This is a genomic window from Ruegeria sp. HKCCD6157, from assembly GCF_013110685.1.
Lineage (GTDB): Bacteria > Pseudomonadota > Alphaproteobacteria > Rhodobacterales > Rhodobacteraceae > Ruegeria.
Map to the genome: position 1 here is coordinate 1,219,256 of NZ_WVRB01000001.1, position 20,843 is coordinate 1,240,098.

Annotated in this window: 21 protein-coding genes; 10 read left to right on the forward strand and 11 right to left on the reverse strand. The window is 60.2% G+C overall.

Annotated elements, in window-relative coordinates; translation table 11 throughout:
* Positions 1–5 precede the first annotated feature (5 nt).
* From rsmA to lptG, 5 genes are all read right to left on the reverse strand, one after another.
* Positions 6–848: a 16S rRNA (adenine(1518)-N(6)/adenine(1519)-N(6))-dimethyltransferase RsmA gene (gene rsmA / locus GS612_RS05790; protein WP_152458204.1), complete on the reverse strand. Its 843-nt coding sequence runs from the start codon at positions 846–848 to the stop codon at positions 6–8.
* 84 nt (positions 849–932) lie between these two features.
* A complete protein-coding gene (pdxA, locus tag GS612_RS05795) occupies positions 933–1,898 on the reverse strand; it encodes a 4-hydroxythreonine-4-phosphate dehydrogenase PdxA (RefSeq protein WP_171639361.1) in 966 nt (321 codons plus the stop codon).
* Complete coding sequence (locus tag GS612_RS05800; RefSeq protein WP_171639362.1) at positions 1,895–3,148, reverse strand: peptidylprolyl isomerase; 1,254 nt, start codon at positions 3,146–3,148, stop codon at positions 1,895–1,897. The genes pdxA and GS612_RS05800 overlap by 4 nt, the downstream gene beginning before the upstream one ends.
* On the reverse strand, positions 3,139–5,301 hold the full coding sequence (locus tag GS612_RS05805) for an LPS-assembly protein LptD (RefSeq protein ID WP_171639363.1): 2,163 nt from the start codon (positions 5,299–5,301) through the stop codon (positions 3,139–3,141). The genes GS612_RS05800 and GS612_RS05805 overlap by 10 nt, the downstream gene beginning before the upstream one ends.
* Positions 5,301–6,401 (reverse strand): LPS export ABC transporter permease LptG, encoded by a 1,101-nt coding sequence (gene lptG / locus GS612_RS05810; protein ID WP_171639974.1) that lies wholly within the window; start codon positions 6,399–6,401, stop codon positions 5,301–5,303. Before lptG ends, GS612_RS05805 begins: the two co-directional genes overlap by 1 nt.
* A gap of 229 nt (positions 6,402–6,630) precedes the next feature.
* Between lptG and GS612_RS05815 the strand changes: the two genes are divergently transcribed.
* The 3 genes from GS612_RS05815 to GS612_RS05825 are packed head-to-tail and all read left to right on the forward strand — an operon-like array spanning position 6,631 to position 9,638.
* Positions 6,631–8,097 carry a leucyl aminopeptidase gene (locus GS612_RS05815; protein ID WP_171639364.1) on the forward strand — a complete coding sequence of 489 codons (1,467 nt, stop codon included), beginning with the start codon at positions 6,631–6,633 and terminating at the stop codon, positions 8,095–8,097.
* Between the two features lie 4 nt (positions 8,098–8,101).
* Positions 8,102–8,560 carry a DNA polymerase III subunit chi gene (locus GS612_RS05820; RefSeq protein ID WP_171639365.1) on the forward strand — a complete coding sequence of 153 codons (459 nt, stop codon included), beginning with the start codon at positions 8,102–8,104 and terminating at the stop codon, positions 8,558–8,560.
* Positions 8,561–8,591: 31 nt separating this feature from the next.
* Positions 8,592–9,638 carry an aldo/keto reductase gene (locus tag GS612_RS05825; RefSeq protein WP_171639366.1) on the forward strand — a complete coding sequence of 349 codons (1,047 nt, stop codon included), beginning with the start codon at positions 8,592–8,594 and terminating at the stop codon, positions 9,636–9,638.
* Positions 9,639–9,715: 77 nt separating this feature from the next.
* On the opposite strand, the gene GS612_RS05830 is transcribed toward GS612_RS05825, so the two are convergent.
* Entirely contained in the window at positions 9,716–10,702 is a 987-nt protein-coding gene (locus GS612_RS05830) for a GlxA family transcriptional regulator (protein ID WP_171639367.1), read from the reverse strand.
* Between the two features lie 133 nt (positions 10,703–10,835).
* On the opposite strand from GS612_RS05830, the gene GS612_RS05835 reads away from it, so the two are divergent.
* The 4 genes from GS612_RS05835 (at position 10,836) to GS612_RS05850 (ending at position 14,359) form a co-directional block, all read left to right on the forward strand.
* On the forward strand, positions 10,836–11,750 hold the full coding sequence (locus tag GS612_RS05835) for a 3-keto-5-aminohexanoate cleavage protein (RefSeq protein WP_152458196.1): 915 nt from the start codon (positions 10,836–10,838) through the stop codon (positions 11,748–11,750).
* Positions 11,751–11,811: 61 nt separating this feature from the next.
* Positions 11,812–12,129 carry a hypothetical protein gene (locus GS612_RS05840; RefSeq protein WP_171639368.1) on the forward strand — a complete coding sequence of 106 codons (318 nt, stop codon included), beginning with the start codon at positions 11,812–11,814 and terminating at the stop codon, positions 12,127–12,129.
* An 8-nt stretch (positions 12,130–12,137) separates the two neighbouring features.
* Entirely contained in the window at positions 12,138–13,604 is a 1,467-nt protein-coding gene (locus GS612_RS05845; protein WP_171639369.1) for a carnitine 3-dehydrogenase, read from the forward strand.
* Positions 13,601–14,359, forward strand: a complete 759-nt coding sequence (locus tag GS612_RS05850) for an SDR family oxidoreductase (protein WP_171639370.1) — start codon at positions 13,601–13,603, stop codon at positions 14,357–14,359. The genes GS612_RS05845 and GS612_RS05850 overlap by 4 nt, the downstream gene beginning before the upstream one ends.
* A 1-nt stretch (position 14,360) precedes the next feature.
* Here GS612_RS05850 and GS612_RS05855 read toward each other — a convergent pair whose 3' ends face one another.
* Together GS612_RS05855 and GS612_RS05860 are read right to left on the reverse strand one after the other, a co-directional pair.
* On the reverse strand, positions 14,361–14,543 hold the full coding sequence (locus GS612_RS05855) for a hypothetical protein (RefSeq protein WP_117868740.1): 183 nt from the start codon (positions 14,541–14,543) through the stop codon (positions 14,361–14,363).
* A gap of 79 nt (positions 14,544–14,622) precedes the next feature.
* Positions 14,623–15,492: a helix-turn-helix domain-containing protein gene (locus GS612_RS05860; RefSeq protein ID WP_171639371.1), complete on the reverse strand. Its 870-nt coding sequence runs from the start codon at positions 15,490–15,492 to the stop codon at positions 14,623–14,625.
* A gap of 108 nt (positions 15,493–15,600) precedes the next feature.
* Here GS612_RS05860 and GS612_RS05865 point away from each other — a divergent pair, with 108 nt between their 5' ends.
* The 3 genes from GS612_RS05865 to GS612_RS05875 are packed head-to-tail and all read left to right on the forward strand — an operon-like array spanning position 15,601 to position 17,623.
* Positions 15,601–15,804: a DUF2061 domain-containing protein gene (locus GS612_RS05865; protein WP_170344057.1), complete on the forward strand. Its 204-nt coding sequence runs from the start codon at positions 15,601–15,603 to the stop codon at positions 15,802–15,804.
* The gene (locus GS612_RS05870; protein ID WP_171639372.1) at positions 15,797–16,699 is read left to right on the forward strand and encodes a fatty acid desaturase; all 903 of its coding nucleotides are present in this window, start codon (positions 15,797–15,799) and stop codon (positions 16,697–16,699) included. The genes GS612_RS05865 and GS612_RS05870 overlap by 8 nt, the downstream gene beginning before the upstream one ends.
* Positions 16,700–16,720: 21 nt before the next feature.
* Positions 16,721–17,623, forward strand: a complete 903-nt coding sequence (locus tag GS612_RS05875) for an EamA family transporter (RefSeq protein ID WP_171639373.1) — start codon at positions 16,721–16,723, stop codon at positions 17,621–17,623.
* Here GS612_RS05875 and GS612_RS05880 read toward each other — a convergent pair.
* From GS612_RS05880 to GS612_RS05890, 3 genes are all read right to left on the reverse strand, one after another.
* On the reverse strand, positions 17,620–18,966 hold the full coding sequence (locus GS612_RS05880; RefSeq protein WP_152458188.1) for a DEAD/DEAH box helicase: 1,347 nt from the start codon (positions 18,964–18,966) through the stop codon (positions 17,620–17,622). The genes GS612_RS05875 and GS612_RS05880 overlap by 4 nt on opposite strands.
* 185 nt (positions 18,967–19,151) lie before the next feature.
* The gene (locus GS612_RS05885) at positions 19,152–20,081 is read right to left on the reverse strand and encodes a glycosyltransferase family 2 protein (protein WP_253286102.1); all 930 of its coding nucleotides are present in this window, start codon (positions 20,079–20,081) and stop codon (positions 19,152–19,154) included.
* Positions 20,078–20,821: a hypothetical protein gene (locus GS612_RS05890; protein ID WP_171639374.1), complete on the reverse strand. Its 744-nt coding sequence runs from the start codon at positions 20,819–20,821 to the stop codon at positions 20,078–20,080. Before GS612_RS05890 ends, GS612_RS05885 begins: the two co-directional genes overlap by 4 nt.
* Between the last annotated feature and the right edge of the window lie 22 nt (positions 20,822–20,843).

Sequence of the window (20,843 nt, forward strand, 5' to 3'; positions counted from 1 at the left end):
TGTGATCAGGGTTTCTGGATTTCGCGCGCCAGGGCACAGAACGCTTCAAGCGGAACCTGCTCGGCCCGTTCAGTGGGTTGGATACCTGCGGCCCGCAAGCGATCCTCGATATCCGGAGCGACGCCTTTAAGCGAGGCACGCAGCATTTTGCGGCGTTGATTGAAGGCAGAGGCCACCACACGCGACAGGGTCGCGGCGTCAGCAGGATAGCGCGGTTCTGGCAGGGCGGTCAGGTGGACCACCGCGCTGGAGACTTTGGGCGGAGGGGTGAAGGCGCCGGGGGGAAGGGACATGGCGATGCGCGCCTCGGCCCGCCATTGGGCAAGGATGGCGAGGCGGCCATACGCCTTGCTGCCGGGCTGGGCCACGATGCGTTCGGCCACTTCGCGTTGGAACATCAGCGTCAGGCTCTGCCAGAAGGGGGGCCATTCCGGGGGTGTCAGCCAGCGTACCAGCAGTTCGGTGCCGACGTTGTATGGAAGGTTGGCCGCGATGCGGATTGGTGGGGTCAGGTGTTCCAGCGGGTTGATCTCGAGCGCGTCACCATTGATGACCTCCAGCCTTCCGGGATAGGCAGCGGCGATATCGTTCAGGGCGGCGATGCAACGGGTGTCTTTTTCGACCGCCACGACCTTGCGTGCGCCTTCGGACAGGAGCCCTCGGGTGAGGCCACCAGGACCGGGGCCGATTTCCAGTACGTCGCAGTCTGCAAGATCGCCAGCCTGACGGGCGATTTTGGCGGTCAGGTTGAGGTCCAGCAGGAAGTTCTGACCCAGGGATTTGCGCGCCGAGAGTTGATGTGTGGCGATGACCTCGCGCAGAGGGGGGAGATTGTCGATAGCACTCATGATCCGATTACCGTGACGCAGGCCGCAGGGGCAGCGCCAGAAATTTTTTGCCTCCGGCGGGGATATTTTCAGCCAGATGAAGGATCAAGAGCCTTTTGCCATGCGTTGGGCAAGCTTCAGAGCTTCGATCAGGCTGGTTGGATTGGCGATGCCTTTCCCGGCGATATCCAGTGCAGTGCCGTGATCTGGCGACGTGCGGATGAAGGGCAGGCCAAGGGTGACGTTCACACCCCGGTCGAAATCCAGTGTCTTGATCGGGATCAGCGCCTGATCATGATACATTGCGATCGCCGCGTCATAGCGGGCGCGGGCAGCGGCATGGAACAGCGTATCCGCAGGGTGGGGTCCCGTCAGGGTCGCACCTTCCGGGTTCAGATCGGCCAGCATTGGGGCGATCCAGTCAAGCTCTTCGCGGCCCATTTTGCCGCCTTCGCCGGCATGGGGGTTCAGGCCGGCTATGGCGATGCGGGGGTGCTGTATGCCAAACTGGTCGCGCAGGCCGCGCGCGGTGATTTCGATCGTCTCGCGCAGCAGGTCGGGCGTCAGCGCGGCGGGAACCTGCGCCAAGGGAATGTGGATTGTCGCCGGGACAACCCGCAACTGGTCGCTGGCCAGCATCATGACAACCCGGCGGGTGCCCGACAGCGCAGCCAGAAACTCGGTATGGCCGGGATAGGTAAACCCGGCCCCGTCAATCAGGGCCTTCTTGTGAATGGGCGCGGTGCACAGAGCGGCCGCTGCCCCGGCCTTCACAAGATCGACGCCGGTTTCGATGGCATCAATCACCGATGGGGCATTGGCTGGGTCTGGCTGACCGGGCATGTTTGCAGCAGGGAAGTTCAGTTGCAGCACCGGCAAGGCCTGATCACAGACTGCAACAGCATCCGAAGGGGTTTGAATTTTCGCAATGGGCGTGCCAACAGGCAGGTGGTTGGCATCGCCGATAAAGAAAAACGGGCAGGTTTGGCGCAGCTCGTCCCATGCTTTGGCCGCGATTTCAGGGCCGATCCCGGCCGGTTCACCGCAGCTGAGCGCAATCGGGCGTGTCATTCCTGAACAATGGTGGCGTCAGCCCGCAGCTGCTCTACAAGGCTGGACGCAAAGGCCTGTAGCCGCTGCTGCGCCAGTGCATTGGCGACATCCGCCCGCGAGGTGTCTTCGCCCAGGTCGCGGGTGCGGTTGCACAGCATCAAGAACACCAGCGTCTGCCCGTTGTTGCGGGTCAGGTTTGTAGACACTTCGAAGCGATCCAGCTTGGCCAGTTCCACGGCGAAATCGCGTGGTACTTCTGACGGGCTGGCTGCGATACGGTCCAGGACTTCGACGGGTTGATCCTTGGCGATTCCGTACAAGTCGTCGCAGGTGTCGATCTCTTCCCTCAAGGCGGCAGCCCGTGCCAGGGTCTCGGCGCTGCGACCACCCGGCAGGTAATAGGCAGCATAATCTAGCTTGGAAATCCGCGGCGCAGCGGTCGCCACCTCGCGCAATCCGCGCAACTGAAACAGGGCAACGGCGTTTGGCAAACTGATGGGGTCGGTTATCTCGCCGTTCTGGAGCCCAAGAATAACCGGCTGCAAGGCAGGCGGCAGGTTGGAGATATTCAGCCAGTCCAGTCGTCCGCCTTCGTTGCGGGTTGCGGCTCCGGAATATTGCGCCGCTGCGGCTGAAAACGCTTCGATAGTTTCAAGTCGCGAGATTTCTTCCGCCAGCAATTCGGTCTGTGCAACGGTTTGCGGGTTCACCGGGATGATGATCTCGGACAGCAAAACCTGAAGACCGCCGCCACCGGTCTGTCCCAGCGCGCGATCAATCTCGTCTTCGGTCGGACGGGCCTGCGACAGATAGCGCGAGCTGATATAGTCGCGCCAGGCCAGCTGATCTGCAACATAATCACGGACAGTTTCCGGGTCGACGCCTGCCTCACCCAAAAGTTGCAGGAATTGTTCGGTGGACAATTGCCCGCGCGAGGCGAACTCGTCGATACCCAGTTGTACGGCTTCCGGCGCAGCTTCCACGCCTGCTTCACGCATGGCCTGCTTGCGCAACTTTTCTTCGATCAGGGCTTCTCTGACGTCAGCTTCATTGCCGCCGGGCAGGCCCAGAACATTCAGGAATTGCAGGCGCTGTTCCAGTTCGTACCAGGTGACGATATCCTGATTCACGCGGATCGCTGGCGAGAACAGGCTCTGGGCGCTGACCTGCGGTGCTGAAAAAGCGAGGAAAACGGCGGCCAGTGCCGGCGTGACCGGTTTGTGCCAACCGGAACGAAGAAACCTGGAGAAACCTGATATCAACTGCATTTTCTCTTGTATGTGTTACCACCGCCTTCAAGGGCGTATCCTGTCAGCGATAGGGTAAAGCCGAATTCTGTCGAAGGCTCAATAGTGGATGTTGAAGTAAAGCGTCTGCTTACGGACATGTTAACCTGAACACATTCGTTCTGGTAGGTTACACCAAGCCCCAACCGGATTGGCTCTGACTGGTTCAGATCATAGCGTGCCTCGGCATTCGTAAGCCAGTTCTGGTCGACTTGATAGCGGCCCAGAAGCCAGATTTCCGAGATTTCATCCGCAATGTTTTCCGCCGGATCCTCTTCCTGCCAGATATAACTTCCGGACAGGCCGGCAAACTCGGATGCCCAGGCGCCGCGCAATTCAGCTTTGACGAAACTGAAATCGCTGTCTATCAGACCGCGCCCGCCGAGTGACCAACCGTTGGCCGTGGTGATTTGCCCCGCCACCAGCAAGTCGGACGTGGTGCCCTGCAACCCGGACGTCAGGGTGAAATTCGGGTCGGCATCCGCCCGAAACACCTGACCCAACGTTACAAGCGCCTGCTGTCCGTCTGCACCATAGCGGGCCCAGTTCAGGCCGATGACCCCGGTGGCACCGTCTTCGCGCTGATCTTCCGCAGGGAATCGGGACAGGGCCAGCAGGTTACCCTGATCGAATTCCTGAAACGTGCTTTCATCATCTGGCACATCAGTGTCCGAGACATGGGTCCATCCCAACTGTGCGATCGGTTCCAGAAGCTGAACCGCGCCGGTCTTTTCACGACGGGTCATCGGATAGCGAAGCGTCAACGCCGCGCGCGGCGTCGAGCGGGTCACATTGCTGGGAAAGTTGCTGTCATGGCGAATATTGAACGTATCCACCGATGCGCCCAGCGTCGCGTCCGCGCGCAGGCCCGATGCAAATGTCCAGCTTCGCAACCATTCGGCATCAACAGTTGCCCTTGCTATGTCACGGCCAACGATATCGGCGTCGCTGGTGCGTTCATGCGCGTGGCCGATAAAAGCCAGCCGAACCTCGCCGCCAAGTGCGCCGGGGAAGAATCGCTTTTCATAATTCAGGTCGAATACGCGGGATGGGATTTCGTCCTGATTTTCACTGTCACGCAGTGTTTTGTAATGGATCAGGCTTGTTTTGAATGCGGTGTCGCGTTTGATCCGTTCCAGCGCAATTTCACTGCGCAAACGGTCCAGGTCCGGCAGCCCGTAGTCCGCCAGATAGGCGTCGTCCGAGGTGGTTTTCAGATCGAATGTCAGCCGGAAATCGTTCTTCAGGCTGAACCAACCCCCGGCGAACAGATAACCGCGATCCTGATCGGGCTGGACATCATCACGGGTATAGGCCCCTTCAAGCTGAATGCGCCCGTTCACGAACGCCTGGCGATATCGATACCCCAGCGTCGTGGTCTTGCCCGACAAGTACGGCGTCAAGGTCAGATCCTTGTGGTCCCCCAGCTTGAAGAAATAGGGAACCTGAACCCCCGTTCCCAGTTGTGAGGTGCTGCGGATCGACGGCACCAGAAAGCCGGTTGCGCGATCCAAAGTGGGGTCCGGCAAGCGCAGATAGGGGAAATAGAATACCGGATAATCAAGCACCCGAAGCTGCGCGCCTTCAAAGTACAATTGCCGTTCCAACTGGTCATGGGTGACCTTGCGGGCGCGGATTTGCCAAAGGGGTGGCTTACCGTTGGTGCAGACATGGCAGGAAGTGGCCGAGACCTTGCTGAATTGCGTATAGCGACCCGCTGCCCGTTTCGCCTGAACCGAGGCAATCTGGATCTGCTGATCGAAAACCATCCGAGCACCGATCAGCAGACCGTTTTGGATACCGCTGTCCAGCTGTCCGGAATCGGCCAGAAGGGTCGACTGGCCCCCCTGATCAATGCGAATAGGTCCCTCGAGCGTCAGCTCACCCGTTTCCCGGTCATAGGTGACGCGTTGGGCTGACAGCTTGGTATCGCCCTGAAAGGCTTCGACATTGCCTTCGGCCACCAGTTGTCTATCAGGTGTTATAAAGACCTTGTCGGCAACCAAAAGGGCGGGTTCGGCCTGTGACTGCGCAGCTTGCGGGTCAGGCTCGGCCGACGTGGTTTGCGCCGCCAGAACGGTCGGTGCCGACAACGCGATTGCGCTGGTCAGCAGCAGGGAAATCATGCTCCGCATCAGCCGTCCTCCGCGTGTAGAAGCAGGCCAAGGGACAACAAGATGGCGGCGAAGGGCGGCGCCCAGGCGGCGATATAGACGGGCAATTGTCCGTTTTCCCCGAGGATTTGTGCAAAATTGCGGACGAAATAGATGGCAAAGCCAAGCAGTACGGCCGTCAAAACTGCTATTCCGGTACCGCCGAACCGAACGTGACGCATGGTGAAAGCAGCCCCGATCAGCACCATCGAGACCAGAAAGAACGGCCTGGCCAGTTGCACCTGCAACCAGACTTCATATTGCTTGGTCGAAAACCCGGCTTCGCGCAGATCCTTGATCAGTTGCGGGAGGTCAAAAACCGACACTGAATCCTGTTGCCCCAGAGTGTCCAGAATTCGCTGCCGGGTCAGCGAGGTCGGCAACTCCAGCCGTTCATGCTCCACCGAACTGGTTTCGGGGTTCTGCCCATTCTGCAAATTCCAGATCTTGGCCCGCGACAGGACCCAGTTTCGGTCTTCCAGCACGGCCCTGTCGGCGACGATCTGCTGGGTGGGTTTGCCATCGCGCGCAAAGGTGATGATGGTCACGTCGTCCAGGCCCAGCGTATCCCCGTTCGAGGTGCCCCGGGCGTGGATGACAGCCTGTCCGTTTTCCGCCGATTGACGCAGCCAAAGGCCTTCGCTGCTGATCGAAAGCGCTGAACTGCCGTTGTTGCGATAGGAATCGGACAGGCGTTGGAATTCCTGGGATGTGGCCGCAGCGATGGGGTTCAGCAATGCCACTGCAAGCGCACCAATGATCAGGGCCAGCGCCGCTGGCGCGACCAGTGCGCGGATACCCGAGCGACCCGTGGCGCGGGTCACCACGAGTTCAGAGGTCCGTGCCAGCCCTACGAACAAAGCGATGGTGGACAGAATGACCAGCAGGGGCAGCATTTCACCGATGGCGGCCGGTGTGTTCAGAAGCGTCAGGTGCAACAATTGGCCGAAGGACAGGTCGACTTCGTCAAATCGGCGGATCTGTTCGATCAGATCGATGAGAATCATCAAGGTCAGAAAAATACCGCCGATGACCAGAAAGCTCTGTAGAAAGCGGCGGGCGAAATAGCGGTCGAGGATCACAAGACTGCCCCCGCCAAGCCTTTTGCGCCGGAAAACGGGCCGAAATCGCGCGTGCATGTCTTCCTGCGCGACGGCGTATGCCTGCCCTCTCGTGTCACGTCTTTCTCCCCCGAGCCTGCCGGTTATTTTTTCGGGACCTTACTGCAATTGAAACGCGGGGAAAACTGCTATCTGGTCAAGTCGGGCGGCGCGGGCTAGGTCTTGGGGAACAGAATTCGAGGAGTTTGCAATGAGCAGTCTGATACCGGTCCGCTTTCAGGAGTTTGACTTGGATGCGATGGCGCAGGCCGAAGGGCGGGTGGCCATCATCATTCCGTCGGACGGAAAAATGAACCCTGCGGCGCGTCGGGCCAATCGTCTGACGAAAGGCGCTGTGGCGCGGCTTGTCGAAAGTGAGAAAATCGGAAAGTCCAAGACCGGCGATGTCATCTCGATGGCCTGGCCGGCTGGGATGGCGGCCGAAGCGCTGGACGTCGTGGTGCTGCCGCGCCGCCCGGAAGCCGACGAGGCCCGCAAGGCTGGTGCCGCTTTGGCCAAATGCGCGGGTGGCAAGGACATGCTGGTGATGGTCGGCAATCAGGCGCAGACCGAAAACCTGGCCCTTGGCATGGTGCTGCGCAGTTATGATTTCAACGCGCACAAAACCAAGGACAGCGAAGGCAGCGGTTCGATTACGATCGGACATTCAAAACCCAAGGAAGCCGAAGCAGAGTTTGCACCGCTATACGCGATTGCCGACGGCGTGCGGATGACCCGTGATCTGACCAACGAACCTGCAAATGTTCTGACGACCACGGAATTTGCCGATCGTCTTGTCGAGATGCAGGAGCTGGGCCTGGAAGTCGAAGTTCTGGAAGAGGACAAGCTGGCTGAACTGGGCATGCGCACTTTGCTGAGCGTCGGGCAGGGCTCTGCCAGCCCGTCCAAAGTCGTCGTGATGCACTGGAATGGCGGCGACAAGGACGATGCGCCCTTGGCTCTGGTGGGCAAGGGGGTGGTTTTCGACACAGGTGGCATTTCGCTGAAACCGGCCGGTGGCATGGAAGACATGACCATGGACATGGGCGGTGCCGGTGTTGTCGCGGGCACGATGCGCGCGTTGGCCAAGCGCAAAGCCAAGGCCAATGTGGTGGGCCTTGTCGGGCTGGTCGAGAACATGCCTTCGGGCAATGCCACCCGTCCGGGCGATGTGGTCAAGTCGATGAAGGGCGACACGGTCGAGATCATCAACACCGATGCCGAAGGCCGTTTGGTTCTGTGCGACGTTATGTGGTACGCGCAGGAGCGGTTCAAACCGGTGGGCATGATCGATCTGGCCACCCTGACCGGGGCGATCATCATCGGGCTGGGTCATGAGAATGCAGGTGTGTTTTCCAACAATGACACATTCTGTGACGCCTTCCTGAAATCGGCCCGGGCCGAGGATGAAGGCGCGTGGCGGATGCCGTTGGGCGATGCCTATGACAAGCTGCTCAAATCGCGCATCGCCGACATGAAAAACGTCGGTGGCCGTCCGGCGGGCTCGATCACGGCGGCGCAGTTTCTGCAACGTTTCGTGAAAGCGGATACGCCCTGGATTCATCTGGATATCGCGGGTGTGGCTTCGGTGTCGTCCGAGACATCCTATGCGCCCAAAGGTGCCACGGGCTGGGGTGTGCGCGCGCTGAGCCGGTTCGTGCAGGACAATTTCGAGTAAGCGAATGGGTGCTGTCTATTTCTACCATCTGACCCGCCAGCCGCTGGAGCACACCTTGCCTGTGCTGCTGGACAAGGCGCGGCAGGCCGGGTGGAAGATTGCCGTGCGGGGCACCGATCCCGCGCGGATGGACTGGCTGGATGAAAAGCTGTGGCTGGGCCCCGAGGACGGGTTCCTGCCACATGGTCGCGAAGGCGGCCCGCATGATGCCGAGCAGCCGATCCTTCTGACCACCAGCGCCGAGGCCCCTAACGGCGCGGTGTGTGTCATGGCGGTGGACGGCGCGCCGGTCGAACCCGAAGAGGTGTCGGCCCTGGAGCGGGTTTGCATTCTGTTCGACGGCAATGACAACATGGCCGTACAGCACGCGCGCGGGCAGTGGAAGACGCTGACCGGCGCCGGATGCGCCGCGCAATACTGGTCGGAGGAATCCGGGCGGTGGGAAAAGAAGGCCGAAGCCTGACGGGCCGTGCCATTTATCAGGAGATTTGAGGATGCAGATGAAGCCTCTGGGCCGCACCGGGATTGTCGTGAGCGATCTTTGCCTCGGGACGATGACGTTCGGGTCGCAGACCTCGGAATCGGATGCGCACCGGCAGATGGACATGGCGCTGGATGCGGGGATCAACTTTGTAGATGCCGCCGAGATGTATCCGGTGAATCCTGTCGCCAAAGAGACAATTGGTCGTACCGAAGAAATTCTTGGAAACTGGAACGCTGCAAATTCGTCGCGCCGGGCGGATTTCGTACTGGCGACCAAGCATTCGGGTGAGGGGCTGTCTTATGTTCGCGACGGTGCGCCGATCACCGCCAAGACCATTCCCGAGGCCATCGAAGGGTCTTTGCGGCGGTTGCAGACGGATTACATCGATCTTTACCAGTTCCACTGGCCCAATCGCGGCAGCTATATGTTCCGTCAAAACTGGGATTATGCGCCTTCGGGCCACAATACTGCGGACGTTCTGGAAAATATGCAGGAATGTCTGGAGGCCTTGCAGGTTCAGGTGGACAAAGGCAACATCTGCGCTTTTGGTCTGTCGAATGAAAGCGCATGGGGGACGGCGCAATGGCTGAGACTGGCCGAACAGACAGGCACACCGCGTGCGGCGTCCGTGCAGAATGAGTATTCGTTGCTGTGCCGTCTGTTCGATACCGACATGGCCGAGCTGAGCGTACATGAAGATGTCGGCCTGATGGCGTTTTCACCCCTGGGCACCGGGCTGCTGACCGGGAAATACCAGGGCGGGGCCGTCCCGGACGGCTCTCGTATGTCGCTTTCGCCTCAATTGGGCGGGCGCAAATCTGACCGGGTGTTTGATGCGGTCGCGGCCTATCTGGATGTCGCCGCGCGACATGGCCTGGACCCGGTGCATATGGCGTTGGCCTGGTGCCGCACGCGACCATTCATGATGTCGGCGATTTTTGGCGCGACCACGGTCGCGCAGCTTGAACGCGTCTTGGCCGGTGCGGATTTGACGTTGTCACAGGAGGTGCTGGCTGAGCTGGACGCTGTCCACAAGGCGCACCCGATGCCGTACTGAGGCCAAGGGGGCTCTGCCCCCGGCACGCTGCACTTGCCTCCCCCGGGATATTTCTGGCCAGATGAAGTTGGATCCGGTCAGTGATGGGTGGGGTGCGCGCGCTCTTGCCTGAGGTCGCGGGCAGATTGGCCATGCGCAGTGCGGAAAGCGCGGGCGAAGCTGGATTGTGAGGCAAAACCGGTGGCCAGCGCGACATCCATCAATGGAAGGTCGGTGTCGGTGACCAGACGGCGGGCCTCGGCCAGGCGCAGTTGCAGATAGTGATCCTGCGGTGTGGTGTTCAGGCGCAGGCGGAACTGTTGTTGCAGGGTGCGCGGGCTGGTGCCCAGCTGGTCTGCGATATGGGCCAGTGGCAGGGGGTCATCCAGGGATGCCTGCATCAGCGAATTCGCCTTTGCCGTTAGCGCGGTGTGGCGATGTGGAACGCCGGTGCGGCTTTGCGGTTTGCCCGGGTCCGGCGCGCCATCATAGAGGAACAGGCCCGAGACACGGGAGGCGAAACCCGCGCCATGACGGGCGGCGATGATGTGCAGCATCATCTCGACAGCGGGAATCGCGCCGCCAGAGGTCAGGCGACCGTCCGAGACGGTGAAACGGTCGGGGCGCACTTCGACGTCGGGGAAGCGGGAAGCGAAGCTTTCCAGGTCTTCCCAGTGGGTCGTCGCGGGGTGGCCGTCCAGCAGCCCGGCCTCGGCCAGCAGCCAGGGGCCGCCGTCAATCCCGGCCATCGTCGCGCCGGTACCGGCAATGCGGCGCAGCCCGGCCAGCAGGCTGGGGGTGGCGTGGCGGGCCAGTTGGAAGCCCGCGACGACAATCATGAGGTCGCAGCCTTGCAGGCGAGCGAGCGGGATGCCGGGCACTTGCAGGGCGCTTGTCAGCATCGCGGATTCGGCTGTGGCGGTCACATAGTCCCAGTCAAATGCGGGCCGGTCCGCCAGACGGTTGGCCGCGCGCATCGGATCGACCGCCGAGGCGAAGCTGAGCGTGTTGCATTCGTCCAGCACCAGAACGGCGGTTTTCAGGGCCCGATGTTCGGGTTGCAGTATGTTTTTTGCGGATTGCATCAAGTTCGATTCGCATTCTGCCAAGTGGTTTTCCCAAGGCTGCGCCAGAGTCGGGCCAGAACGCAAATCGGAATCCGGGGAGAAGCCTGGGGAAAACCCAAGGCAAAACCGGGTATAACTTGGGGAAAACGCCATGCCTCTGGAAATGAACCGCGAAGTCTTCATCACCTGCGCCGTGACCGGCTCGGGCGGGACGCAGGATCGCAGCCCTCATGTGCCGCGTTCACCGAAGCAAATTGCCGACAGTGCGATTGCCGCCGCGAAGGCGGGTGCGGCCGTGGTGCACTGCCATGTGCGCGACCCCGAAACGGGTGCCCCGTCGCGCGATCTGGCGCTGTATCGTGAAGTGACCGATCGGATTCGGGATGCCGAGGTGGACGCAGTGCTGAACCTTACCGCCGGCATGGGCGGAGACATGGTGTTCGGCGGTATCGAAAACCCGTTGCCATTGGCCGAGGCTGGAACCGATCTGGTTGGTGCGACCGAGCGTGTGGCGCATGTGGCCGAATGTCTGCCCGAAATCTGCACGCTGGATTGCGGGACGATGAACTTTGCCGAGGCGGATTACGTCATGACCAACACGCCCGGCGCGTTGCGGGCTATGGGGCAGATGATGACCGATCTGGGCGTGAAACCCGAGATCGAGGCCTTTGACACCGGCCATCTGTGGTTTGCCAAGCAACTGGTGAAAGAGGGAATTCTGGAACCCAACGCCCTGGTTCAACTGTGCATGGGCGTGCCGTGGGGCGCGCCGGATGATCTGAACACCTTCATGGCGATGGTAAACAACGTGCCCGATGACTGGACCTTCAGCGCGTTCTCGCTGGGGCGGCATCAGATGGCCTATGTGGCGGCCTCGGTGCTGGCGGGCGGCAATGTGCGCGTGGGGCTCGAGGACAACCTGTGGCTGGACAAGGGTGTGCTGGCCGAAAACTGGCAATTGGTCGAACGCGCAGGCACCATCATCGAGAACATGGGCGCGCGGGTGATCGGGCCGCAGGAAGTGCGTGAGAAGCTGGGTCTGGTCAAACGGGCGCCCAAAGGTTGACCTGTTTGCGTCCCTTGCCATGACCGGTAAGTGCAGGGGCGCCAGCAAGAGGAAGTGAGCAATGCGATCGGTGCTTGTAATCTGCGCGACGGTTCTGGCCGTATGTCTGCCCCGGGTCGGGGTGGCACAGACCGCGGAAGATCCTTTGGCCCGCGAGGACTGCGAAGCCAAAGGGGGAAGCTATGAGATGGGCGGGCGGATACGGCAGTTTATCTGCTTTGAACCATTGCCCGACGCTGGAAACTCCTGTGAAAAAGCCTCTGACTGCGCAGGGTTCTGCCTGTCGGACACCAAACAATGCAGCGCGGTGACACCGCAATTCGGATGCATTCCGCATCTGGATGAGGCGGGGCGCGCGCAGGTAATCTGTATCGATTAGAGGACAGCATGACAAAGACGGCAGCAATTATCGGTGGCGGTGTCATCGGCGGCGGATGGGCCGCACGGTTCCTGCTCAATGGCTGGGACGTTCGGGTGTTCGACCCGGACCCCGAAGCAGAACGCAAAATAGGCGAAGTACTGGACAATGCGCGGCGATCCCTGCCGGGGCTGAGTGACGTTCCGTTGCCGGCCGAGGGCGCGCTGAGCTTTCATGACGACATGGCCGACGCCGTACAGGGCGCGATGTGGATCCAGGAAAGCGTGCCAGAGCGGCTGGACTTGAAGCTGAGGGTTTACAAGGGCTTGCAGGAGGCTTGTGATCCAGATGCGATCATCGGGTCATCGACCAGCGGGTTCAGACCATCCGAGCTTCAGAACGGTGCTTTGCGGCCCGAACAGATCGTCGTGACGCACCCGTTCAATCCAGTCTATCTGCTGCCGCTGATCGAGCTGGTGCCGACCGACAAAAACCCACAGCAGATGATTGAACGGGCCAAAGAATTGCTGACCTCGGTTGGATTCTTTCCGCTGCATGTCAAAAAAGAGATCGACGCGCATATCGCCGACCGCTTTCTGGAAGCCGTCTGGCGCGAGGCGCTCTGGCTGGTCAAGGATGGTATTGCCACCACCGAAGAAATCGACGAGGCGATCCGGATGGGCTTTGGCATCCGCTGGGCGCAGATGGGATTGTTCGAAACCTACCGCGTGGCCGGAGGTGAAGCGGGAATGCGGCATTTCATGGCTCAGTTCGGGCCAGCCTTGAAATGGCCCTGGACCAAACTGATGGACGTGCCGGAATTCACCGATGAACTGGTCGACCTGATCGCCGATCAGTCAGACGCGCAATCCGGAATGCATTCAATCCGGGAACTGGAACGCATTCGCGACAACAATCTTGTTGGCATGATGCGGGCCCTCAAGGCGCAGAATTATGGCGCGGGGGCGGTGCTGAACCAGCATGATGCGCTGTTGAAACCGGGTGCTCTGCCGTCGCTGGATCAGGCGGATCTAAGCCAGCCGATCCTGACCCTGTCCCGCGCCGTTCCGTTGGACTGGACGGATTACAACGGCCATATGAACGAAGCCAAGTATCTGGAAGCCTTTGCGGCCGCCACGGACCGTTTCATGGAGATTATCGGTTGCGATATGGAGTATATCGCGTCGGGTGGCAGCTATTTCACCGCCGAGAACCACATCCGTTACATCGACGAGGTTCATGCAGGGGCGAAGATCGACGTGCGCACGCAGATGCTGTTGGGGCAGGGCAAGAAGCTGCATGTCTTTCACAGCATGTATGAAGGCGACAAGCTGTTGGCCACGGGCGAGAGCTTTCTGCTGCATGTCAGCCTTGAAACCCGCCGTCCCAGCCCGCCGTCGCCCAAGATCGAAGCAGCGATGGCGCGGATTGCCGAGGCACAGGCCGCTTTGCCTTACCCTGAAGGGGCGGGTGCCGCCATTCGGAAGCCATCGTGACCAGGCGCGTACTGGTAACGGCCGGGGCATCGGGTGTCGGTCATGCCATGGCCGCGGCGTTTGACGCCGCCGGTTATGATGTCTGGGTAACGGATATTGACCAGTCAGCCCTGGATATCTTGCCCGACCATTGGGTGGCGCACAGGGCTGATGTGACCAATGAGGCCGACATGAGCGCGGTGTTTCAGGCTGTCGGGGCCGCCGGCGGGTTGGATGTTCTGTGCGCAAATGCCGGAATCGCCGGGCCGACCAGCGCGATCGAGGATATCGATCTGGATGCATGGCGCGCCTGTCTCGCAGTCAATCTGGACGGGGCCTTTCTGGCCGCCAAGCACGCGGCCCCTATGATGAAGTCGGCCCAGGCGGGCAGCATCATTCTGACCTCTTCGACAGCCGGTCAGTATGGCTATCCGTTCCGAGCGCCTTATGCCTCGGCCAAATGGGCGGTCATAGGGTTGATGAAAACGCTGGCGATGGAACTTGGGCCGCTGGGCATTCGCGCAAACGCCATTTGCCCGGGTGCCGTGGAAGGCCCGCGTATGGAAGGTGTCTTGGCCCGAGAGGCAGCCGCCAAAGGCATGACCCGCGATGAGGTCTATCAGGGCTATGCCTCGGGCACCTCTATGGGGCGCTTTGTGGAAGCGCAGGATATCGCCAATATGGCCGTCTTTCTTGCTTCAGACGCAGCACGGCTGGTGTCTGGGCAGGTGATTGCGGTGGATGGGCACACGGTCAACCCCGACCCGAAACTGTAGGTCAGCCCTGATTTGGTCCCCGGATCTGGCGGATGGTCTGACGGACCGCCTGCCAATCCTGCGCCTCTTTCTGGTTTCCGGCGGCTTCGCATTCGCGCATTTTCTGTGCGGCTTCCGCCTCGGCCCGGTCTCCGTGCGCTGCATATAGTGCGCGCGCGTATTGAGCGGTTTGAATTGCGTCCATTCCTGTGGTCCTCCGTCTGTGATCGGAATGCCCGTTGGTTCGCGCCAAGGGACGATAGCACAGGTTTTGCGCCGCTGCATCAATTCTTGCCGGATAAAGCCGTTCTGAGTTGTCGCAAGTGGTCCGGGAAATCGCGGGCGGCCACATCGGCCTCGCGCACAAGTGTGTCGAAGTGCCGTGAAAACGTCTCGATCCGGTCCCGGTCTCGGAACGCCATATAGTGACTGCCTGCATAAAAAACGCACAGCAGCGGCCCGAAAATCGTTACAGGGGCCGAATAAAGCCGTTTGGCATCGAACAGATAGATACGCATTCGGGGATAAAGCTGTTCACACAGCTCCAGCAGATGATCGATCTGCTCCTGACGAATCGCCGGGCAAAGGCCTTGGTAATACCCCGTGCCGCTTGCAAAGCTTTCGATCTCGAACAATGGCATTGCAATTTCGTAATCAGACTGCGCACTGCGCATCCAGGTCAACCTGTCTTCGGACGCACCGATGGCCTGATCCGCCGTGCGCCCCAGATGGGGGGCATATTCCCACTCCAGCACCGCGCGCGTCTTGAGCATGTCGGGCAGGGTGGCCGGAACATAGCGGATCTTGTACCCGGCGGCTTCCTTGTGCCAGTCGAAAATCCGCTCATCGACCAGGGCGCGGGGTGCTTCCGTAAAGGACAGGGAACTGGCCAGAATCTCTGCCGCGCTTTCCGGCCTGTCGGACAGGCCCAGCAACCAGTCAGCCGAAACGCCCAGTGCCGCGGCGCAGCCACCCACAACATGCGCATTGGGAAGACGCGCGCCATGATCGGTCAACAACTGAGATACGGTTGAACGGTCCACGCCGATATGGCGCGCAAGCGCGCTTTGGCTGACGTGACGGTCCTCAATCGCGCGGGCAAGGCGTAGGCGGAATTGAGCGGCGCGGTCGCGTTTGTCGATATTTTCCTGCATAAGATGAAAAATATCATAACTGATGAGTTTTGTTAATCATATTCAGAATTTTCAGCACGCGCACTGAACGGTAACCCCTTTGTAAAAGCAATAAGAATGGGGTTCGGAATGGAAACGCGGCGAAGATCTGTCGTGAAAGCAATCGTGTGGAATGCCATGGGGCTGGCGACCATGACGCTGGTGGGCCTAATCGCCACAGGCTCGGCCGCCGTCGGCGGGGCATTGGCGCTGGTGAATACCGCCATCGGCCTGACGCTTTACATTGTCTATGAAAGAATTTGGGCCGGAATTTCGTGGGGGCGCAATGGCTGAGCCCTCAACACCCAAGTCGCCCGAATGGGGTACATTTGCCCTGATCGTCGGCTGCTATGCCGCATGGCTGGTCGGGCTGTTCTGGTTGGCGGATGTTTCGCTGTGGTTGACGGTGCTGGTTTTGGGCTTTGTTGCAGCCCTGCATTCGTCTTTGACACACGAAGCCCTGCACGGGCACCCGTTCCGAGCCAAATGGCTGAATGAGGCGCTGATGGCGCTGCCGCTGACCTTGGCCATTCCGTATAACCGTTTTCGCGATCTGCATTTGGCGCATCATCAGGATGCCACTTTGACCGACCCGTATGACGACCCCGAGTCCAACTATCTGGATCCCACCGTCTGGGCGGACCTGCCGGGTGGCGTACGGGCTTTGCTGGCCCTGAACAACACGCTTCTGGGGCGGATGGTTCTGGGTCCGGCCATTGGGCAGGTGCTGTTTCTGCGCGACGAATGGCGAGGGCTGCGGCGCGGCGACAGGGCGATCCTGCTGGCCTGGGCATTGCATATCCCCGGCGCGGTTGCGGTGCTGTGGATCGTTGCACAATCGGCCATGCCGATCTGGACCTATCTGATTTCGGCCTATATCGGGCTGGCGTTGCTGAAAATCCGCACGTTTCTGGAACACCGCGCGCATGAGAAGTCCCGCGCGCGGACCGTGATTATCGAAGACAGTGGGCCGTTGGCGTTTCTGTTTCTGAACAACAACCTGCATGTTGTTCATCACATGAATCCCGCCGCACCATGGTATCGGCTGCCGTCTTTGTATCGGGATGGCAAAGACCGGTATCTGGCCTGCAACGAGGCGTATGTTTACCGCTCCTATGCACAGATTTTCCGGCAGTATCTGCTACGCGCCAAGGACCCGGTGCCGCATCCGCTCTGGCCAAAGTCTTGATTTGACGACACAACTGGGGACATGAGTCTCTGGATTCCTGTCACCATCGCCGCCGCCAGTTTTCAGACTGTGCGGTTCATGCTGCAAAAATCCTTGAGCAGCGTGAAACTGTCCGCCGCCGGCGCGACCTTTGCGCGATTTGCGTATTCCATGCCGCTGGCCGTTGCCGGGCTGTTTGTGGCGATGCTGACAACGGGCGCCAGCTTGCCTCCGATTGGCGGAGTGTTCTGGCTGTACGCTGTCATCGGAGGCACGTCGCAAATCCTGGCGACGATCTGTGTTGTGGCGTTGTTCAAACAACGAAACTTTGCGGTCGGGATCACCTTCAAGAAAACCGAAGTCATTCAGACCGCGATCGTCGGATTTCTGGTTTTGGGCGACAGTGTTTCCAGCGGCGCGCTGGTTGCGATCCTGTTGGGGTTGATGGCGGTGCTTTTGCTGTCGAAAACCCCCGGAGGAGGCGGCGCCTGGTGGCGGCATCTGACCAACCGCGCGTCCCAATTGGGGCTTGGATCAGGGGTTTTGTTTGCGTTCTCCGCCGTCAGCTATCGCGGGGCCTCGTTGCAATTGGGTGATGCCGACGCCTGGTTCCGCGCACTGATCACCCTGGCCGCCGTCGTGACGTTTCAGTTTGTCAGCATGGGCCTGTGGCTGTTGTGGCGCGACCGGGCCGAACTGCGCGCGGTGTGGCAGACCCGATCCACCGGTGTGTTTGTCGGACTGACCAGTCTGGGCGGTTCGTTTTGTTGGTTCTGGGCCTTCACCCTGCAAAACGCAGCCTATGTCAAAGCGTTGGGGCAGGTAGAGCTGATCTTCAGCCTGATGGCCTCGATCCTGTTTTTCCGCGAGACGATCACCCGGCGAGAAATCGCCGGGATGTTGCTGTTGGGTGTCTCGATACTGGCCTTGGTGCTGGCGATTTAGCCGGCACGACGCTCGTCAAAGCTCAGGGCAATGAAGCTGGGCAGGTGATCGCCCATACCCACCACGGCCCGGCCATTGTCTTCCTTGCGCCCGCGGCCACGCCCTTTGGGCTCTCGCTCTTTCCGGGTGTCTTTCTTGGCTTCGGAGTCCCGGGCTTTTTTCTCGGGCTTCGGCTTTTCTGGCTTGGGCTCTTCCTTGACCGGATTGTCGATGCGCGGGATGTCCTTCTGGATCAGCTTTTCGATCGCAGCCAGGGCTTTTTCATCGCGGACCGAGCAGATCGTGATGGCCTTGCCTTCGCGCCCGGCGCGACCGGTGCGGCCGATACGGTGCACGTAATCCTCGGGGTGGCCAGGGACGTCGAAATTGAACACGTGGCTGACGGCTGGAACATCCAGACCGCGCGCAGCGACGTCGGATGCAACCAGCAGACGCAATGATCCGTCGCGGAACCCGTCCAGCGTCTTCATCCGTTGCGATTGGTCCAGATCGCCATGGATCGCGGCAGCGTCATAGCCGTATTTCTTCAGCGATTTCGCGCAGATATCGACATCGGTCTTGCGGTTGCAGAAGATGATTGCGTTGGTGCACTTTTCGCCCTCTGCGTCGATCAAGGCGCGCAGCACGTTGCGTTTCTGGCTTGCTTCACGGTCCCGACGGCCGCCTTTGAACATGACAACGCCCTGTTCGATCGTCTCGGATGCGGTCGCTTGCCGGGCGACTTCAACCCGGGCAGGGGCGGACAGGAAAGTATCCGTGATGCGCTCGATCTCGGAAGCCATGGTCGCCGAGAAGAACAATGTCTGCCGCGTGAACGGCGTCAGCGAGAAGATGCGTTCGATATCAGGAATAAAGCCCATATCCAGCATCCGGTCGGCTTCGTCCACCACCATGATCTGAACACCGGTCAGCAGAAGCTTGCCACGTTCGAAATGGTCCAGCAGGCGGCCCGGAGTGGCGATCAGAACGTCGACGCCGCGATCGATCAGCGCCTCTTGCTCTTTGAAGCTGACACCGCCGATCAACAGCGCCTTGGTCAGTTTCAGGTGTTTGGTATAGGTGTCGAAATTCTCGGCCACCTGGGCGGCCAGTTCCCGCGTCGGACACAGCACCAGCGAGCGCGGCATGCGCGCGCGGGCGCGGCCACGGGCCAGCAGGGTGATCATCGGCAGTGTGAAGCTGGCGGTCTTGCCAGTGCCGGTCTGGGCAATCCCCAAGACATCACGGCCTTCCAGAGCGGGCGGAATCGCGCCTTCCTGGATCGGGGTGGGGGATTCGTATCCGGCCTCTTCAATGGCTTTGAGGACCTTCGGGTTCAGGTTCAGTTCGTTGAATTTTGTCATGTATGTCCGGTTTTTGCGGACACTTGACCTGGCCCGCGCGTCAAAGATGTGCCGGGCCCGGATGGCCATGCGCGTTATGCGACATTTCGGCTTGTACGCGGACATAACAAAAACGTTGATCGGGGTCAAATGAAGAGAATTTCACCTGACCCTGCCTGTTGTCTGCGGTGAATTTCAGCAACAATTCAGCAACTTCCGGGGAAGTGTTTCTGTAGTTTTTCGTCCAGGTTCAAAGGGCGGTGGCGCAGCAGGCCGTGGCGTTCCAGGTTGGCGCGCACCTCTGCGTCCGCGCCGCTCATTTCATTGTAGAACGCACGCAGCCCGTCCATGCCCTGCTCGGCCTCGATCCAGTTGAGCAGTTCGTTCTTGCTCAGCCCGCCCTGTTCGCGCGGAACATTCGGAGCCATGCCGGCCTGGTACGAGCCACGATCCATGCGGAACTGGTAATGTGCTATCCAGTGGTCCCAGTCCGGGGCATGACGATGGCACAGATCGATCTGCGGAAGTTCGTATTTGCAGGGCAGCAGCACCTTGTTCTGAAACAGGTTGTGGATGCGGATGCTCAGGTTTTTCAACCCGGTGCGCACGAACAGCTTTCCCTGCACGTGACTCAGGAAGCCACCCATGACGAAGGCGCCGTAATTCGGGTAAATGGTCTCGACCAGCGCTTCGCGGTTCGGGCCATGCGGGATATGAGCTTTGTACAGATCATCGCCCCCGGCCAAGGCCTCCAACGGGCGGACACGCACCGCGGGAACCGTGTCTGGAACATCGCGCAGAACATCGGAAATGGGGGCTGCCGGCCAAAGAAACTCATCCACATCGATATGTGTCAACCAATCCAGCCGAGTGTTTCGATAGGCAAAAGTGGCGTGAACCGACTGGCGCACCTGATGCTTTTCCGGTCGTGCGCGTCCGCGTTTCTCCCAAAAGGCGTCATCACAGTTACGGACCCGGACCTTGGGATGCATTCTCAGTGCCCTGAACGTGCGGCGGTTGGGTTTGTCCATGTAGATATACATGAAATCCGCCCCCAGTTCGAGGTGATGGGCCACGAACCGAAGGACGTCTTCGGTTGGCCCCCGGACCATGGAAACAATGCCCCAGGTGGTCATTTGCGCGGTGCGCGGGCGTCGCGCATGCGTTTCAGGCGTCGAAAAACTCCACCTGGGTCCTTGTTCAATTGGATCATCAGGTGATCCACCAGCGGCGCAATCGTGGGATCATTCATCGCCCTGGTCCAGATCGGAGCAATGAGATTGACGTCAAGCCCGCCTTTTTCAAAGGAAAAGCCTTTCATCTGATAGGGCAGCGGGACGTGGTTCCTGTCCTTGAAATGAAACGGCGTTTCCGGGGCCAGCCCCGAGAAGAGCCGCTCGAACTCATACAGCTTCATCATGCTGAAGAACACGCGCAAGGCATGTCCGACCTCGCGCTGTGTCGGCGTCTGACCGTGATCCGCAAAGGTCTGAACAGACGACACCAGCCAACGCAGGTCGAGGGCGGAAAGAAGATGGTCGGATTGTTCGTCCCACAACCGGCAGAACAGCGCAGGGGCTTGACGCGGAAACGAGCGTTTTCTGAGGTTCGAGATCAGTTGGGCGTTCAGGAAGGCAAGCTCTGACTTTCCGACGAATTCCCGCGCGATCTGAACGCGTTTGCGATCCCAGGTGGTGCTGCGCCCGGGCGGCAATTCGGTGGCGGTGTCGGGTACGATGCGTTTGGCCAGATCTTCCAGATCGACGTCAAGCTCGGGCAGGGTCAGGGTGCCGAACTGAAACGGGCTGCGCCGGTTCTCAAAGCTGTCCAGCATGTCGGGCAGGCCACCGGGATAGGTCAGTTCGTCGTCACTCATGCGCGCAGGATTGCACAGCCAA